The sequence below is a fragment of the Pseudocolwellia sp. AS88 genome, from assembly GCF_030551755.1.
Lineage (GTDB): Bacteria > Pseudomonadota > Gammaproteobacteria > Enterobacterales > Alteromonadaceae > Pseudocolwellia.
Window position 1 is genome coordinate 69,061 of record NZ_JAUPEC010000010.1, and the last position, 18,761, is coordinate 87,821.

The 18,761-nt window shown below is 35.7% G+C and carries 16 protein-coding genes; 1 reads left to right on the forward strand and 15 read right to left on the reverse strand.

The window, feature by feature from the left end; genetic code table 11:
- Positions 1 to 42: 42 nt before the first annotated feature.
- Positions 43 to 903: a dTDP-4-dehydrorhamnose reductase gene (gene rfbD / locus Q5N69_RS09125; protein ID WP_304368582.1), complete on the forward strand. Its 861-nt coding sequence runs from the start codon at positions 43 to 45 to the stop codon at positions 901 to 903.
- 148 nt (positions 904 to 1,051) lie between these two features.
- Here the strand turns inward: rfbD and wecA are convergent, their stop codons facing one another.
- The 15 genes from wecA to flhA form a co-directional block, all read right to left on the reverse strand.
- Complete coding sequence (wecA, locus tag Q5N69_RS09130) at positions 1,052 to 2,110, reverse strand: UDP-N-acetylglucosamine--undecaprenyl-phosphate N-acetylglucosaminephosphotransferase (protein ID WP_304368583.1); 1,059 nt, start codon at positions 2,108 to 2,110, stop codon at positions 1,052 to 1,054.
- Positions 2,111 to 2,301: 191 nt separating this feature from the next.
- A complete protein-coding gene (locus tag Q5N69_RS09135; protein ID WP_304368584.1) occupies positions 2,302 to 4,959 on the reverse strand; it encodes an SLBB domain-containing protein in 2,658 nt (885 codons plus the stop codon).
- Positions 4,960 to 5,132: 173 nt separating this feature from the next.
- A complete protein-coding gene (locus Q5N69_RS09140; RefSeq protein ID WP_304368585.1) occupies positions 5,133 to 5,894 on the reverse strand; it encodes a VacJ family lipoprotein in 762 nt (253 codons plus the stop codon).
- A gap of 152 nt (positions 5,895 to 6,046) precedes the next feature.
- Complete coding sequence (locus Q5N69_RS09145) at positions 6,047 to 6,502, reverse strand: DUF2802 domain-containing protein (protein WP_304368586.1); 456 nt, start codon at positions 6,500 to 6,502, stop codon at positions 6,047 to 6,049.
- A gap of 17 nt (positions 6,503 to 6,519) precedes the next feature.
- Complete coding sequence (locus Q5N69_RS09150) at positions 6,520 to 7,014, reverse strand: chemotaxis protein CheW (RefSeq protein WP_304368587.1); 495 nt, start codon at positions 7,012 to 7,014, stop codon at positions 6,520 to 6,522.
- A gap of 51 nt (positions 7,015 to 7,065) precedes the next feature.
- Positions 7,066 to 7,869 carry a chemotaxis protein CheW gene (locus tag Q5N69_RS09155; protein ID WP_304368588.1) on the reverse strand — a complete coding sequence of 268 codons (804 nt, stop codon included), beginning with the start codon at positions 7,867 to 7,869 and terminating at the stop codon, positions 7,066 to 7,068.
- Between the two features lie 7 nt (positions 7,870 to 7,876).
- Positions 7,877 to 8,650 (reverse strand): ParA family protein, encoded by a 774-nt coding sequence (locus tag Q5N69_RS09160; RefSeq protein WP_304368589.1) that lies wholly within the window; start codon positions 8,648 to 8,650, stop codon positions 7,877 to 7,879.
- Positions 8,651 to 8,725: 75 nt separating this feature from the next.
- Complete coding sequence (locus tag Q5N69_RS09165; protein WP_304368590.1) at positions 8,726 to 9,814, reverse strand: chemotaxis response regulator protein-glutamate methylesterase; 1,089 nt, start codon at positions 9,812 to 9,814, stop codon at positions 8,726 to 8,728.
- A gap of 11 nt (positions 9,815 to 9,825) precedes the next feature.
- On the reverse strand, positions 9,826 to 11,967 hold the full coding sequence (locus Q5N69_RS09170; protein ID WP_304368591.1) for a chemotaxis protein CheA: 2,142 nt from the start codon (positions 11,965 to 11,967) through the stop codon (positions 9,826 to 9,828).
- Between the two features lie 10 nt (positions 11,968 to 11,977).
- A complete protein-coding gene (locus Q5N69_RS09175; RefSeq protein WP_304368592.1) occupies positions 11,978 to 12,733 on the reverse strand; it encodes a protein phosphatase CheZ in 756 nt (251 codons plus the stop codon).
- A 39-nt stretch (positions 12,734 to 12,772) separates the two neighbouring features.
- A complete protein-coding gene (gene cheY / locus Q5N69_RS09180; protein WP_304368593.1) occupies positions 12,773 to 13,156 on the reverse strand; it encodes a chemotaxis response regulator CheY in 384 nt (127 codons plus the stop codon).
- A 56-nt stretch (positions 13,157 to 13,212) separates the two neighbouring features.
- A complete protein-coding gene (locus tag Q5N69_RS09185; RefSeq protein ID WP_304368594.1) occupies positions 13,213 to 13,932 on the reverse strand; it encodes an RNA polymerase sigma factor FliA in 720 nt (239 codons plus the stop codon).
- A 27-nt stretch (positions 13,933 to 13,959) separates the two neighbouring features.
- On the reverse strand, positions 13,960 to 14,802 hold the full coding sequence (locus tag Q5N69_RS09190; protein WP_304368595.1) for a MinD/ParA family protein: 843 nt from the start codon (positions 14,800 to 14,802) through the stop codon (positions 13,960 to 13,962).
- Between the two features lie 182 nt (positions 14,803 to 14,984).
- Positions 14,985 to 16,550, reverse strand: a complete 1,566-nt coding sequence (gene flhF / locus Q5N69_RS09195; protein ID WP_304368596.1) for a flagellar biosynthesis protein FlhF — start codon at positions 16,548 to 16,550, stop codon at positions 14,985 to 14,987.
- Between the two features lie 37 nt (positions 16,551 to 16,587).
- Positions 16,588 to 18,693 (reverse strand): flagellar biosynthesis protein FlhA, encoded by a 2,106-nt coding sequence (gene flhA, locus Q5N69_RS09200; RefSeq protein ID WP_304368597.1) that lies wholly within the window; start codon positions 18,691 to 18,693, stop codon positions 16,588 to 16,590.
- Positions 18,694 to 18,761 lie beyond the last annotated feature (68 nt).

Sequence of the window (18,761 nt, forward strand, 5' to 3'; positions counted from 1 at the left end):
GCTTTATTTTAACTTTTTGTTAAACAATTAAATGGTAATTCAGTGAAAATTCTTATTATTGGAAAAAGTGGGCAACTTGCAAATGAACTGCTTGTTGAACAACCACAAAACTACGAAGTATTAGCTTTAGGGCGAAATGATGTTGATATTACTAACTTTAAAGCCCTGGATAGTATTGTTGCTGAGTATCAACCTACTGTAGTTATTAATTCAGCTGCTTATACTGCAGTAGATAAAGCTGAATCTGATGTTGAAGCAGCTTATGCCATAAATCATATTGCGGTAGAAAACTTAGCTAAAATAGCCAAGAAGTATTCTGCTCGATTAGTTCATGTATCAACAGATTTCGTCTTTAACGGTGAAAACACAACACCCTATAAGGTTGATGACATTACATCGCCTACAAGCGTATACGGAGCTTCTAAACGTGCAGGTGAGTTAGCTATTATTGATAACTACCCTGAAAACGCTAGTATTATTCGTACTTCTTGGCTTTATTCTACTTTTGCTAATAATTTTGTTAAAACCATGCTTAGATTGATGGAAGAGAAAGAAGAGTTAGGCATAGTAAATGATCAAGTAGGATCTCCTACATCAGCTAAAGGTTTAGCAAAGTTTATATGGGCTTTAATAGCTCAACCTAAAGCTGATTTGATCTATCATTGGTGTGATTCTGGCAGTGCAAGTTGGTTTGATTTTGCTTTGGCAATTCAAGAAGAAGGATTAAAACGAGGTTTGTTAACAAAGAAAATACCGATAAAAGGTATTCCTAGTTCAGCCTACCCCACTCCAGCTAAAAGACCAAAATACAGTGTTTTAGATTGTACAAGCTCACAAGAAATACTAGCTTCAATAGATTGGCAAAAACAGCTAAGTGACTGTTTGGCTAAATATAATAAATAAAGAGAGTACCTATTTGGTTTTTACTTAATTGTAAGCAAAAAAATAGCGAATATATTAAATATATTCGCTATTTTTTTGTCTATTCATCTGTTGTTTTATCGTTTTATAGATAGATTCATATTACTAAATTTACTCTACATAGCTTAGCTTATTCAGCTTTCAATACTTTAGTAAACTTCCAAGCGTGTTGTAAACCAAACGAATACACAACAAATAATGCAACAAACAACACAAGCATAATTGATTCTGGTATATGTAATAACTCACCAACAATACCAACACTAGAAAGAACGATAGCGAGTAAGGTTATAACTAATAATGCTTGTCTTGACGTTAAACCAAGTCGCATACATATATGATGTAAATGACCATTATCAGCTTGAAATGGTGATACGCCCTTCTTAATACGACGTAACATAATGGCAAACATATCAATAAGCGGCACTGCTATTATCCATAAAGCCGTAACAGGTCTAAAAGCAGCTGATTGAAGCTCATTATCTTGGGTAGCAATTGTGAGTAACCATATAACCGTTAAGCCCATGAACATGCTTCCTGCATCTCCCATAAAGATTTTTTTACCTTTAGTTTTCTGCCTTTTAACGTTATAGAAAAGATAAGGGATTGTAGCAACCACCAATATAAGAGGTAATAAGACATCTCTTTCACCACCGGCTAATAAGGTAAGGATTGCGATAGACAGTACCGAGGTAATGCTCATTGAACCAGCTAAGCCATCAATCCCATCAATCATATTAAAAGCATTGATTGCAGCAATTGCAGCTAACATTGTAAATATAATGCCAAAATGACCTATATCTACATTACCTAAAGCAAAAAGGTTACCAAAATCACTTATATAAATCCCTCCACCGAACACCATAACACTCGCGATAAGTGCTTGAGCAAGCATACGTGGAGCAACTCTTAAGTCATATATGTCATCTAGTGTTCCAATAAATACTAAGATGGCTGAAGAAATTAAATATAAGTTTAATAATTGGCTTTGTTGAATAAATAATGTTGAGGCAATTAATACGCCGGTGAATATTGAAATACCACCAATAAGAGGGATAGCACCATTATGATTTTTTCGATCTGTTGGATAGTCGATCAATCCGATTTGTGGTGCTAATGGAAGTAAAACTTTTATTGTAAAAATAGAAGCTAAAAAAGCAACGCACAATGCGGGAAATAAGAAAATCATTCGAAATACCATTTAAATTTATAGTTTTTTAGGTAACAAATACATTTGTTACCTAAAGCCCAGTTCCAAAGTTAATTTATTAACTAAATCACTCTAAAGCAGTTTACAATTAAACACTCTGTAAATAATACAGCGCTATATGAGTAAATGCTATTACCATATAGCTTTACTTATATAATCTTACCTAAATATTATAGGCTTGTTATTGCTGCAACAGCAATGGCTGATTGATATATAATTTGAGTAACAGTTTGCCACAAGGTGATATCTTCCATAAAGTAAGTATCTAAAGGCACAACAATAGTATCACCAGCTTTAATCTCATTATTATTAGAAGTAAACCAATTACCACTCTCTGGTATGTGTACTGCACCATTGGCTTTAATCACATAAATACGGTCTTCATCCGCTTGGATTTTAATACCACCACTTAACTTGATGTAATCTGTGTAAGTTAAGTGGTTTTCATATAAATGAGAGCCTGCTACTTGTACTTGCCCAACAACATTGATTGTATTCCGTTTACTAGCAACAAAAATACTATCGCCATCTTCCATCGTTATGTTGTTACTTTGCCCTGACAATAAACTAGGGAGATTGATAACTAATCGGCCTATAGGCTTAACCTTAATTAAATCTTCTAACAGTTGATTAACTTGTTCGTAGTCAATTGAGCTACCATTTCGTTGTGATAAGGTTTTTGTTGCTATTTCACGCCTTAATTGTTCCGTAACATCTAATATGTTTTTGCTTTCTAATCGCTTTAAACTTTCTCTCGTAAACAGGGTTGCATTAAGGTCAGCATAATCTGTTAAACCTCCAGCTCTATCAATAAGTTGTGATAAAGTTTCACCTCTTCGAACTATATATTTACCTGGGAACCTAAACTCTCCGTTTAGAGTAACAACTTGTTCTTCTTGCCAATAAGGTATTTTGTTTACGTTTAATCTGTCTCTACTTTTTAGTAAAACATTATCTGAAGTATTATTCAGAGCGCCTTGTAAGTTAATAGCAAGCAGTTGTTTTCTTACTTCATTATGAGTTAAATCATTTCGTGATAATTCAGCATTACCTAAAAAAGCTGATTCTGACAAACCACCTGCAGCGGTTATTAAATCTTTAACACTACCATTTACAGGTAAAGGATAAGTACCTGGATATTTTACCGCACCCGCAATATCTACAACTTGAACTGAACTATTAGATGCAGCTTGTTGTGTTAAATTACGAATAACAGGTAGTAATAAACGTTGTCTTGAAAAGAAGCTAAGTTCTCTAGGTTTTAGTTCATCTAATTCACTTTTTTCTTTTAGTGGGTCATCATTTTCATCTAGCTCTTTTTCACCAAATTCTGACCAAAACTCTTTATCGCTAAATCTTGCTTTAGCTTTATTTCTTTCATCATCAATAAGCTTATCTTCGGTCATAACTAGATTACTTAACGTATTAACTTTATTAATAATGACGTCTTGATTTGAGAAAACTAAAAGCTTGTCTAAAGGTTTTAACAACAAGTTGTCTTCAGAATCATAATTGGCTAAGGCATTTTTCAAACTGAATTGATGCACTTCAATATCTCTACCTAGGCCGGATTGTCTGATCACTAAACTATAAGTTAAATCTGCATCTTCTAATAAATCAGCTTGAATACTTGGTAATAAATCTGCAACTCTTTGATTACTTTCCCATTGATAAACACCAGGACGAGAAACAGCACCAATAATTGATACTGATTGTTGAAATGTTGCAGAACTTTTCATAATACGAACAACATCACCAGCTTGAACTTTTTTACTTTTTTCTGCATTTGACGATAAATCTACATTAATAACTGAACGTAAACTCTTTGCATTGTAACGCTCAATAATGGTTGATGACGAATGTGCTGAAGGTAACAAGCCCCCTGCCATTGATAATACGTCGTTTATTGTTTCGTTTGAAGATAGTTCGTATATGGCTGGTCTTTTCACTTCACCTTCAACGGTAACTCTATTGCCCACAGGAGCAACAAAAACAACATCACCAGATTTAAGCATGATATCTTTTGATGAATCACCTTTGATTAATAAATCGTATAAGTCGAGAGTTTGAACAAGCTTACCTGCACGTTTTACTTGGATATTACGTAAAGAACCAATATCACTAATACCACCCGCCGTAAAAATTGCATGAGTAACTGTAGATAAAGAATTTAAAAGATAATTACCCGGCTTGAATGCCTCACCTAATACAAAAACACGAATTGAACGAAGCTCACTTAAAGTAATAACAACTTCAACACCTATTACCTTTTTCTGAATTTCATTTCGTAAATAAGCTTTAGCTTCGGAAAAAGTCATACCTGAAACATTATAAGCACCTAATCTTGGGATTATAACTTTGCCTTCTCTCGAAACTGGCATTTCGTATTCGTCATTCTCTTTACCAAAAACTTTGATATTAAGTGTGTCTCCTGTACCAATCATATAACTTTCAGGAATAGCTACATCATTTATTGGTGCAAAAGAGCTAGGAACATTAGCAAATACGTCATAACCAAATGCCGTTATTTTCTTTTCATCCATAGTATCAAAAGACGAATCATCAAAGTTTCTTTCTCTAGGTGTGTATTGCTCTAATTCTGTTGGTTCATTTTTATCTGAGGAAGATGAATTGTTGATTTGAGATTGTATTGAATTTAAATCTACACCCATGCTGCTTGCTAGGGCTTTTTGCTGAGCTGGACTTAGGCTTTTAAATTGCTCAATTTGTGCTGAAGATATGTTACTAGGTAACTGCGCTGAAAATACCGAAAGTGAAGTACAAAGAAAAAACACCGAAAGTGTTAATTTTTGAATAAAGTTTGTCATTAAAAGCCAATCCTAGTGTATTAATGTTTTTTAGGGTTTATAACTTTATGTAGTTACAATCCTTTGATTGCCGAATTCTAGCATTTAAGCAGCTCTCCATAAAGTATCTATTTAATGGTTTAATACTTAAAAGTTAAGTGTAAGTCATAGAAATATGGTGTAAATTTTAAAAGTTACTCGTCTATTTCATCTAAAAATGCTTCAAGTGCAGCTTCGTCCTCTGCATTCACTTCAATCGGCGGGTTACCATCATAGACTTTAAAGTTCATATTTTGAAAATATGCATTTTTTACAAATTCGTATGAGTCGATCGATTCATCTATAAGTTTTTCTTGTTGAGATAATGCAGCTCTTTGTTCAAGACCCACGATTGAAGCTCTTACAACGTTAGGCCAAAAATCTAATACAGCGAGTGGCCAGTAGTATTTATCAACGTAATCGCCCACCTCTTCTCTTACGGATGAAGGACCTAAACCTGGAATAACAATATAAGGACCATCACCCACACCGTAAGTTCCTAATACTTCGCCAAACTCTTCTTGTTTTCTGCCCCAACCAAAGTCGCTTGCGGGATCAAAAAAACCTAATAAACCTATTGTAGAGTTTAACAAAAAGCGCCCAGTGCTTTCAGCTGCATCAACAAATTTAGCTTGTAGTAAGTTGTTAATGATTGCAGATGGCTCATTTAAGTTCATCGCCATGTTGTAAACACCTGAGCGTAAACCTGATGGCACATATTCGACATAGGCTGACGATGCTGGTCTTGCGACGTACTTATCTGCGTAATCCCAAGTAAACGTCCAGAATGGTCTATTGATTGATTCTAATGGATCTTTGGAGTCGCTATGGCTTGAAGGTGTTGATGAACAGCCAGAAACTGCTAGTACACAAAGCATAACTAAAATTAGTGGAGATGTTTTTGAAAAACTAACCATAAGACGTTCACTGTTCCAGAAGTTAAAAACTTTATAATGTGTTATAAAGCAATATTTATATGCAGCAGGATTTTAGCACAATGGATATTCAAAACTAATGAATATTTTAGATGCAAAATTGTTAAATATTGTAAAAATGGGTAACAACGTGTTTAAGGGGTACTTTGTTTTTGATGAATTGAGATGAGCATTTCTGCTTCAGCTCTTGGAATATCACACTCTCTAACAAGTTCTTCAGCGTCTGCTCCTAGCTCAACCATTTTAAATGCTCGACTATATAATTTATCTTCTGGTTGTTGAGCTTGGGTTTGCTGTAACTTAGAAATATCTTCTTGAATACTTTTAATTCTGTGTTCAAGCTGTTTTGTGACTTGGTTCAATTCAGTATTTTCTGATGTATTTTGATTATTCAATTCTGTTAAAGACTTATCTAAGGTAATAAATAAAGTTTGTAATTGATTGACTATGAGTTCATTCGAAGCAATATTAGTTTCTGTTAAACGAACTTGTTTTGATAAAGTACGTACTGAATTAAACAACACTATGATCACTAGAAACAAAAGCGTTGTTACTATGGCAAGAATTAAGAACTCTGGTGTATTAAACATACGTTAGTTTCAAACAATTAAAATTGTTTAACTTCATCCCATTCGTCGTCTGAAAGTAATTTATTTAAATCAACTAAAATCAGTAGTTCACCATCGCGGTTGGTTACACCTTGAATAAATTTAGCACTTTCATCGTTACCCACATTTGGAGCAACATCGATTTCTGAAGCTCTTAAGTAGACAACCTCAGCTGCGCTATCAACTAAAATACCAATCACTTGTTTGTCTGATTCAATAATAACAACACGTGTATTATCAGTAATTTCGCTTGATTCTAAACCAAAGCGCGAGCGAGTATCGATTACTGTAACAACATTACCACGTAAGTTAATAATACCGAGTACGTATATAGGAGCTCCAGGAACAGGTGCAATTTCACTGTAGCGCAAAACTTCTTGAACTTGCATTACATTGATGCCGTATTTCTCTGAGTCTAACTTAAAAGTAACCCATTGTAGAACTTCATCATTATCTTTTTTAACAGATGTTTCATTGGTTGATTCTTTAGACATCTAATATTCCTCAATTCTAAATATTTACTACTCTAAAAGACAAAATAATTTTTATACTTGCTGTACATTAATGCCGTTATTTAATAATTTAATTAAAGCTTCAACGTCTAGGAGTGCACACATTCTGTCTTTAACTAAACCTGCTAACCACGGACGTTTAGAGCTTGCTTCAATCCACTTTACATCTTCAGGTTGCAAGGTAACGGTGTCTACTAATGTTTCTGCTTGTAAGCCCCAGTTACTGTTACTTAACATAATGACAAATTGATAATTTATATACTCTTTTAATTCATCATTATATTTTTCTGGCATTACCCAAAGCGCTGTATCAACAACATTGATTTTGTCTTCTCTATGCAGCATAACACCACTAAACCAATCAGGTTTCCCCATCAAAGGAGTTGCTTTTGTTAAGTTATGAATACCACCTAACTCAACTAAAGGTACAGCTACTGTAAGTCCTGCAACATCAAAAAACATGGCTTGAAAACTACCTTTACGGTATTCAGTTGAATGACTTTTGGTAACATTTTCTGTTGTATCTTGAGTCGCTAACTGTATTGTAGGATCGTTTTGCTCTATTGTTGGTGCTTTTAATTCTGTGTCAGTTTCTAACTTATATTCTGGTTCTACTATTACTTCTGGTACTTTAATATCTGCTGATTTTGTTGAAACTATAGTATCAAGTTCATTATCTGTATTTGTTTCAGTCACTGTAACTGACTGCAAAAGTTTATTTAGCTTCTCAGTCTCTTCAGCTTTTTGTTCTGCTTTTTGCTCGAAATTGTCTTCAGTTAAAAGCTCTGACAGGTAGCTTTTCATCAATTTCTTACTAGCGGCAAGCGGTTTATCCATTAACTCATCAACTCGTTTGTTGTTCGTTTATTAAAGAATGCAAAAGTTTTTTATAAGCAACTACACCTCTAGAACTACGTAAAAAATCAGACGGAACTTTCCGCGCTTGGCTAGCATTTCTGAAGTTAGTATCTATTGGAATAACACCAGACCAAACCTTTCCAAAATATTTATCTTGTAGCTTTCTGTAAGTAGTTAAAGAAGCTTTTGTACGCTTATCAAACATGGTTGGAACAATTGTATATTTAAAAGGGTCTGCTTGCTCCCCTTGCATAATATCTAAGGTCGTGATCATACGATCTAAGCCTTTTAATGCTAAAAACTCTGTTTGTACCGGTACAATTATGCGATCTGACGCTGCTAAAGCATTGACCATGAGCACACCTAAAACAGGTGGACAATCTATCAAAACATAGTCGTATTCATCAGTTAATAACTTCAAAGCTTTTTTAACAACAAGTCCCATTCCGCCTTTATTTCCAAGAGCTCTATCCAGTGTTGCTAAACCCATTGTCGCAGGAAGAATATCAATATTACTATATTGAGTTGGACATAAGCTTTGCAAAACTTGCTCTTTTGTTGCAGTTTCTATAAATAGATTATAGATGCTTAAATCAAGTTCTTCAGATTCTATACCAAAATAATAGCTTAAAGATGCATGAGGATCGGTATCAACAAGCAATACACGAAAACCTTGGTCGGCTAGAATACCTCCAAGTGTTATCGTTGTGGTTGTTTTACCTACACCACCTTTTTGATTTGCAATTGTCCAAACTACCAATGAAATGCCCTATAAACTGTATAATGTAAAAACATAGCCACTATTTAATGCTAGCGTATTTTTTACGTTTTAGAATTAATTTAGCTTCAACTCTTTTAAAATCGAAGGTGCAACTTCGTCTATAGATAAAGTTTGATGTGATAAACCAGCATTAACTATAGCCTGCGGCATACCATATACAACACTTGAATCTTCATCTTGTGCCCAAATAGTTGCGCCCTTTGCTTTGAGTAAACGACAGCCTTCTCTTCCGTCAGACCCCATGCCCGTTAAAATAATAGCCAAAGCACTGTTATTGAAAAATTTAGCAGCAGAGCCAAAGGTAACGTCAACACTTGGCTTAAATGAAATACGTTCTGAATTGTCTTCAACAATTTTTAATTTATTAGCGCTACTTAATATCATTTGTTTACCGCCAGGAGCTACATAAGCACAGCCTGGTTTTATTTCATCACCATTAGCGGCCTCTTGTACTGATATTTCACAAAGGTTATTCAATCTATTAGCGAATGCTTTAGTGAATGAAGCAGGCATATGTTGAACAACAAGAATAGGTAGCGGAAAGTCTTTAGGCAATTGCGTTAATACTTTTTGCAATGCTACAGGCCCACCGGTAGAGGTTCCTATGGTAAGAATTTTATAATCTGTATTTGATTTTCTTATGCTTGTTCTTGGAGATTGAAAGCTAGACTGAACATCTCTTTTTATAGGTTTACTTGCAACTATAGGTGTATGTCGTTCAGTTATACTACTTCTTAATCGAGGGTTTTTACGTGCTAACTGTATAACACGTTGTCGAAGTAAACGACCCGCATCAGAAGCATCTGATGCTATTTCGGTAAATTTTTTGGGTAAAAAATCTAATGCTCCAGCATCTAAAGCTTCTAGTGTCTTTTGAGCACCAGCATGTGTTAAAGAAGAAAACATAATGATAGATGTTGGCGCATATTTCATTATTTGCTTTACCGCGTCAATGCCATTTAATTGAGGCATTTCTATATCCATGGTAATAACATCTGGCTTAAGCGACTTAGCTTTTTCTACAGCTTCAATACCATTTATAGCAACATCAATAACGCTTAGATTAGGATCAGCATTTAAAATATCAGTTACACGACGTCTAAAAAAACTTGAATCATCAACTACCAACACCTTATATGGCATTAATTCTCTCTTTATTTTGTACGCAATTTGTTATTGAGACTAGATTTTTTTGCGTAGTACTTCAGTAAATTAGGAACATCAATAATTAGCGCAATGCCGCCATCACTTGTAATTGTTGCACCTGCCATGCCAGGAGTACCATGTAAAAGTCGATCAAGTGGTTTAATAACAACCTCTTCTTGACCTATTAAGTTATCAACAACAAAACCTACCTGTTGAGTACCAACTTGAACAATAACTACATGCCCTGCATCTTTTGTTTTATTAACTGGATTTCTTACTAACCATTGATCTAAGTAAAATAATGGGATAGCTTTTTCTCTAACGATAATGGTTAATTGCCCATCAACTACGTTAGTATTTGTTAGGTCTAAATGGAATATTTCGTTTACAGCAGCTAGTGGTAAAGCAAATGTTTGCTTACCAATAATAACCATTAATGTAGGTAAAATAGCTAAAGTAAGTGGTACTTTAATTTCTAGTACGGTACCTACGCCTAACTCAGAATCTATATTTACGGTACCGTTAAGCTGAGTGATTTTAGTTTTAACAACATCCATCCCTACGCCACGGCCTGATACTTCAGAAATTTCAGTTTTTGTTGAAAAGCCTGGAGCAAAAATCAAATTAAAGGCTTCGTTATCCGTCATACGGGAAGCGGCATCCGTGTCTAATACACCGCGTGTGATTGCAATTTCTTTGAGTTTTTCTGCATTCATACCAGCACCATCATCTCGGATGGTCAGTAAAATATGATCACCTTCTTGAGAGGCTGAAAGTATGATTGTTCCTTCACGACTTTTTCCATTTTTCTCACGCGCATCAGGATCTTCAATACCATGATCTACAGAGTTTCTTACTAAATGCACTAGAGGATCTGCTAGTGCTTCTACTAAGTTTTTATCTAAATCAGTTTCTTCGCCTTCGAGAATAAGCTTTATTTCTTTATTAAGACTGCGTGCTAAATCTCGTACAACCCGAGGAAATCGACCAAAAACCTTTTTAATTGGTTGCATACGCGTTTTCATTACCGCGCCTTGCAAGTCAGTAGTTACTGCATCAAGATTTGAAACAGCTTTAGTCAAATCTTCATCGTCTTTTGTAACACCTAAGCTCGTTAAGCGATTTCGTACTAATACAAGTTCGCCCACCATATTCATGATTTGATCTAAGCGTTTTGTATCAACTCTAACAGTCGTTTCCGCTTGTGGTACTGGAGGCGGTGCTACTTTCTTATCTTTAACTGGAGCGGCAGGCTTTGCTGCTGCTTTTGCTACGGGTTGCGCAGCTGGCTTTTGAACAGGAGTTGGTTTTGGTGCCGGTGGCGGCGTTGCTTCAACTTTAGGCGGTACTTTAGCCGTAGAGTTTTGAGGCGCTTTACCTTGACCATGAAGCTCATCTAATAAGCTTTCAAATTCGTCATCATCTATATCATCTGAGTTACTTTTACTGCTCGGTGCTGGTGTGCTTTCTACAGCTTTAGCTGGTGAAGAGAAAGAACCTTGTCCGTGTAGTTCGTCTAATAAGTTTTCAAACTCATCATCTGAGATTTCATTACTATCATTTGATTGAACTGATGGTGCAGGAGCACTTACAGGTGGAGGCGTTTTAACGGCGCCACCGCCATGTAATTCATCTAATAGTCTTTCAAATTCATCTTCAGTCATTTCTTCTGATGAATCTGCAGCGACTTCTTCTTGAACCTGTTGTACAGGCTCTTGCACTTGTTCGACGATTTCAGGCTCGGCAGGTGCATCTTCTGATTCTGGAACACTTAAACGTTCTAATTCAGCAAGTAATTCAGCTTCGGCTGGAATAAGAGGTTCGCCAGCTTGCACTAAAACAAACATTTCATTGATAGAATCGGTTGCTTGGAGGATCACATCCATTAAGTCAGATGTTATAGAACGTTGGTTAGTTCTTAGGAGATCGAATATATTTTCAGCGCCGTGACAAACGTCAACAAGTTCTGATAATGCTAAAAATCCAGCGCCACCTTTTACCGTATGGAAACCACGGAATATGGCATTTAATAAATTTGCATCATCAGGATTATTTTCAAGCTCAACTAATTGCTCAGATAAGGCTTCAAGAATTTCACCTGCTTCAATTAGAAAATCCTGTAAGATTTCTTCATCTTGTTCAAACGACATTAAATAACTCCTAGAACCCTAAACTTGATAAAAGATCGTCTACATCATCTTGATCTGAAACAACATCATCACGTTCTTTACTATTAACAATCGGACCTTCGACTAAATTCTCACCTACTGAAGGTTTAGGTTTAGTCTTAGCTTTGCCATGAGCTGTTGATGAAGACATATCAAATGCTGTAAGCATTCCTATTAAACTGTCTTCAACCTCTCTTACTAACTCAATCACTTTACGAATAACTTGTCCCGTTAAGTCTTGAAAATCTTGCGCCATCAAAACGTCGGTCATTAAAGTTCGTACTGTTTCGGTATCATGTTCCGTTGATTTTAGTAGTTTATCTATGTCCATACACAGTGCTTTAAATTCAGGTAAAGCTAATTGATTATTCATCAATTTTGACCATAGAGGATTAACTACTTCAACTTGCTTCTGGAGCGAATCTACAACAGGAAAAATTGCTTCAACGGCATCCATTGTTTTATTAGCAGCGTCTTCAGTACGTTCAATAACGTAATTAAGACGCTCTTTAGCATCAGGTATGTCTGCATTAGCGAGATCGCTTAAACGCGGATCTACATGAAAATTATTTAATGAGTCATGTAGTTGACGTGTTAATTTGCCTATTTCAGCAAAAAGCTCAATATTTACTGGGCTTTGAATTTCTGCAATAAGCTCATCTGCTTTGTCTTGCTGCTCTGACTCTAAATATTGAACTAACAATTTAGCCTGTTCCAGCGTTACACTGACTTTGGGTAAATTACTCATGCAAAATATCCTCTATTAGGCTTGAAAAGAAAATTTCAATTATCCTAAACGTTCGAATATTTTATCGAGTTTAGTTTTTAAGGTAGCTGCGGTAAAAGGTTTAACAATATAGCCATTTACACCTGCTTGCGCAGCCATAACTATTTGTTCTTTTTTCGCTTCAGCTGTAACCATTAATACAGGAATGTGTGAAAGGCTAGCGTCTGCACGTATAGCTCTCAACAAGTCAATTCCTTGCATTCCAGGCATGTTCCAGTCAGTTACAACAAAATCGAATTCACCTGATTGAAGCATAGGTAAAGCGGTACTACCATCATCTGCTTCTTGAATATTGGTGAAACCTATATCTCGCAACAAATTTTTAATTATACGTCTCATAGTTGAAAAATCGTCAACAACGAGAACTTTCATATTTTTATCCAAGGCACCCTCCGGTGAGTACATTAAAAATTTAAATTATTTATATTTAATTTTTACTATTAGTGTTGCCATGTTTGCATACGAGATTTTAATCGATGCATCGCTTGGCTATGAATTTGACTAACTCTTGATTCACTTACATCAAGAACTTGACCAATTTCACGTAAATTAAGTTCCTCATCATAATACAGTGAAAGCACTAAACTTTCTCGTTCTGGTAATGATGAAATACATTCTGCTAAAGTTTTCTTAAAAACAACTTGTTCAATTTGGTCGTAAGGTTCATCAACCGCATTATCTTTATTCGTATTAAAAGCGTCTTCACTAACACCTAGATCGTCTATGCCGATAATTTTACCTGAACTAACATCATTAAGAATATGATGGTACTCATTTAAGGAAAGCTCAAGTTTTTCGGCAACTTCAATATCAGTTACGTCTCGTCCAAGCTCCGCTTCTAGTACTTTAATCGCTTCACTTATCATACGGCTGTTCTTATGAACGGATCTAGGAGTCCAATCTCCACGCCTAATTTCATCTAACATAGCGCCGCGAATTCTTATACCAGCGAACGTCTCAAAACTAGCACCTTTAGAGTGATCAAAATTACTTGAGGCTTCAAGTAGTCCAATCATCCCCGACTGGATCAGATCATCCACTAGTACGCTTGCTGGTAATCGAGCTAATAGATGATAAGCAATACGTTTAACTAATACCGTATGCTGCTCGATTAAAGCAGTTTTGTCTATTTGAACACTGTAAGCATCTGCTTTTGACAAATCTATACACTCACTACTATGAACATATTAATGTTCTAATAATTGTTCAATAAAAAATTCTAAATGACCTGAAGGTTGATGTGGTATTGGCCATTTTGTAATTTTATTCGCTAAATTTTTAAAACCTATTGCTGCTGGAGAATCTGGGTATGCTTCAACAATCGCTTTTTGCTTGCGAACAGACTTACGAATATTTTCATCGAAAGGCACCACGCCTACAAGATCTAAACTTACATCTAAAAATCGATCACTTACTTTTGACAGTTTTTCGAATAAATGTTGCCCTTCTCTTGGGCTACGAACCATATTTGCAACAACTTTGAATTTGAATATGCCATGGTCTCTACTGAGAAGTTTCATTAAGGCATAGCAATCGGTTATTGATGTTGGTTCATCACATACAACTAACATGACATCTTGAGAAGCTCTACAGAAGCTTAGCACCATATCTGATATACCTGCTGCAGTATCAACAATCAGTACATCAAACTCTGTTCTCATGTCACTAAAAGCACGAATTAATCCAGCATGCTCACTTGGCGTTAAATCAACCATAGATTGTGAACCTGAGGTAGCAGGAATAATCTTAATACCTGCAGGGCCTTCAATAATAATATCGTCTAATTCACATTCACCAGAAAGTACATGTGAGAGATTACGCTTAACACGAAGTCCTAGCATAACGTCTACATTAGCTAATCCTAAATCGGCATCTAAAACTAAAACTTTTTTACCTAATTGAGCTAATGCAATGGATGTGTTTAAAGATACGTTAGTTTTACCTACACCACCTTTACCACCAGATACAGCTATTACTTTAATTTGTTGTAATTCATGCATTTTACGTAAACCACTCGCTTGGTCTATCATTTAAATCTTCTCGTCACTATCACTTCACCATGTCGAAAATGTTTCTAATTATATCTAGTATAGCTCAGTACATTTTAACTAGTGAAATTATAAGCATTTTTTTCAATATTTTTCATTTCAACTAATTTAATTTAACTAATTTCATTAATTTAAGCTAGCTAGTTTTAGCAATCACATTCAATTTATGCTGTGGTTGCTTCTTTTTTCGGCATCGGACGCCAAGTACTTGCGTGTTGCTGATTTATTCTACTTGTCATTTTATCTGCTAGTGCAACTAATTTCTCTGCATTCGCCACTTTTATGTCTTCAGGAACTCTTTGTCCATCAGTTAAATATCCAATAGGTAAACCATTTTGAATTGATGTTGAAATGATTTCGCCAACACTAATGCTTTCATCAAGCTTAGTATAAATACAGCCAGCTAGTGGAATTTTTTTGAAACGTTCAACATTTTCTTGCATTACTCGCTGCTGAGTATTTGCTGATAAAACAAGATAGTTACGAATTCTTACACGAGCATTAGCAATTAAATCTGTTAAATGTTGTGCTAAACGCATATCTCTTTGGCCCATACCAGCTGTATCAATTAAGATAAGTTTTTTATGACCAAACTGTTGTAATAGTGTATCCAAAGCTTCAGCATCATTAGCTAATTTAACTTGGCAACCAATGATTCTGCCGTAAGTTGTTAACTGTTCAAAACCGCCTATTCTGAAGCTATCGGTAGAAATTAACACGACTTCATCAGCGCCATGTATTTGAGCAAATCTAGCAGCTAACTTTGCGATAGTCGTAGTTTTACCAACACCAGTAGGACCTACTAATGAAATAATTCCACCATGATGGATAATATCGTTATTCGTTGTATTTAATTGCTGAGTAATAAACTTTTTCGCTTGCTCCCATGCATCTTGATCATTTTGTTGAGGAGGAATAAACCCAGCAATTTGGTCTGCCATGTGATCTGTTAATCCAAGGGCAACAAGCTTATTTATTAATAGCGCTTTTTGTGGATTCTTCTGTGCCATATCTTGCCACATTAAACCAGACAATTGGTGCTCTAATAAATGACGAATGGTGTGCATTTCTTTCTTCATATTTTCAAATTCAACAGAGCCGTTATCAGCGGAAGTATTAACTTGTGCGTGATTGGCATTTGTTGTTTGAGTATTTTCTTTAAAACCACCATCGTTATGCAAAGACTGAATAGGTGAGCTAGTTTGCTGTTGCTCTTGTTCAGTATTTCTTTGTTGGGTTGTTTGTTGTAAACGGTCTGTGAAATTTTTAAACTGTAATTCAATGTCACTATTAGATGAAGTACCCGTATTGATTGTACCGTTGTCTACGGCTTGGGTAATTGATGGCTCGTTAATAGATGACTCTTGAATAGAATGAGGGTTAAAAGCATCAACTTTAGGTTCTTGTTGAACTTTACGATTAAGCAAAGCTGATAAACTATCAGGTGCTTGAGGCTCATTATTTTCACTTTGGTTAACTTGCTCAGTTTGCTTTTGAGCATGTGAACTTAAGCTAACAACATCATTGTTTAAATCGTTGGTAGCCTTGTCTTCTTGTTTAGAAGTTGGATCTACTTGAGTTTGTGATGGGTAATAGTCGATAGCTGCCATTATTTCGACACCTCCAACAATTTTTTTATTAGACATAATCACGGCGTCTGCACCTAACTCTTCTTTAATTTGAGCTAATGCAGTTTTCATATCTACGGCAACAAAACGTCTTATTTTCACAATTGACCCCTTATTTCTTTATCGTAATTGGCTTATCTTATGTATTGCCGATTACGCTAATGATCTTTATTTGCTTATCATCTGGTATTTCTTGGTAAGAAATAACTCTTAAACCTGGAATCGTATATTTTACAAATTTCGATAATACTGTTCGTAAAATACCTGATGTTAATAAAACAGGTGTATCACCAGCCATTTCTTGCTTTTGCGCTCCTTCAACAAGTGAAGTTTGTAATCGCTCAGCTAAGCCTGGTTCAATACCGGCACCATCATCTCCAGCCATCTGCATAGACTGGTGCAACATCTGTTCCAACTCTGGTGACAATGTTATGACAGGTACTTCATTTGCTGATCCAATGAGCTCTTGAATGATAAATTTACGTAGGGTTATTCTTACTGCAGCCGTTAATACCTCTGGGTCTTGGCTCTTAGGGCCATATTCAGAAAGTGTTTGTACAATACTACGCATATCTCTTACTGGCACACCTTCGTTCATTAAGTTTTGTAATACTTTAACCAAACAGCCAAGTGTTAATGTGTCAGGAATAAAGCCTTCAACTAACTTAGGATAAGATTTAGCCAGTATGTCTAATAAGTTTTGTACTTCTTCATGACCAAGCAGCTGTGATGCGTTATTTGTTAATATTTGGCTTAAATGAGTAGCAAGAACTGTGGCACAATCGACTACTGTGTAACCTAAAGATTGAGCATGTTCACGTTGGGATTGGTTTATCCAAACAGCATCTAATCCAAAGGCTGGGTCTTTAGTTGATGTACCTTCTAAGTTACCAAAAACTTGGCCAGGATTGATGGCAAGTTCGTGGTCGTGTCTAATTTCAGCTTCACCAATAGTTACACCCATTAATGATATTTGATAAGTATTAGGATCTAAGTCCAAGTTGTCTCGAATATGAACAGCTGGCACTAAAAAGCCAAACTCTTGTGATAACTTTTTACGAACGCCTTTAATGCGATTTAATAACTCGCCACCTTGTGCTTTATCAACTAGTGGGATTAAGCGATAACCTATTTCTAACCCTATAATGTCGACATGATTTACATCATCCCAACCTAAATCTTTTACATCTGCTTTTAATTGCTTGCTTTCAATTTCATCTGCTTTATCTTTTTCGATAAGGTCTGCTGCTGTTTTCTTTTTAAATTTAGCGCTAAAAAATGCACCACCTAAAATAATCGCAGCAAAGCTTAGAAAGGCAACATGAGGCATACCTGGAATAACGCCCATGATGAACATAACAGCGCCAGCGATATATAAAGACTTCTCTTGCCCAAGCTGAGAACTAACTTGCTCGCCCATATCTTGAGAAGTATTTTGGCGTGTAACAACAATTGCTGTTCCTACCGATAACAATAAACCAGGTATTTGAGCAACAAGACCGTCACCAATAGTTAATAAAGTATAAATTTCAACAGCGCTATCAAATGATAAATCGTGTTGCACCATACCGATAACTAAACCACCTATAATATTAATAAGTAAAATAAGAATACCCGCGATGGCATCACCTTTTACAAATTTACTTGCACCATCCATCGAACCATAAAAGTCAGCTTCGCTAGTTACTTCAATACGACGTTCTCTTGCTTGATCAGCTGTAATAAAGCCAGCATTCAAATCGGCATCAATCGCCATTTGCTTACCTGGCATCGCGTCTAAAGTGAATCGTGCGGTTACTTCTGAAATACGACCAGCACCTTTAGTGATTACCATAAAGTTGATAATAATCAGGATTAAAAACACCACCAAACCAACAGCGTAATTACCACCAATAACCACAGAACCGAAAGCTTCAATAACTTTACCTGCAGCATCAGGCCCTTCATGACCTTCGAGTAATACAATACGAGTACTGGCAACGTTAAGCGCTAAACGCAAAATAGTGGCGATAAGTAAAACCGCAGGGAAAGATCCAAACTCTAGCGGCTTTAATGTATATACCGTGATTAAAAGTACAATTAAAGACAGAGCGATATTAAAGGAAAATAGCACATCCAGTAAAAGTGCAGGCATAGGAAGAATAACCATCCCCAAGGCTGCCATTACTAAAAATGGCGTTCCAATACCTTTTAACTGGTTGAATTTTAATTGTTTTACTTGATTAATAGTTGATGATAATTGCATCTAAAGGCTGTTAATTAATTGACACATGCTAGTACTAGAGCAATATCCAGACCAATATATTTATAACA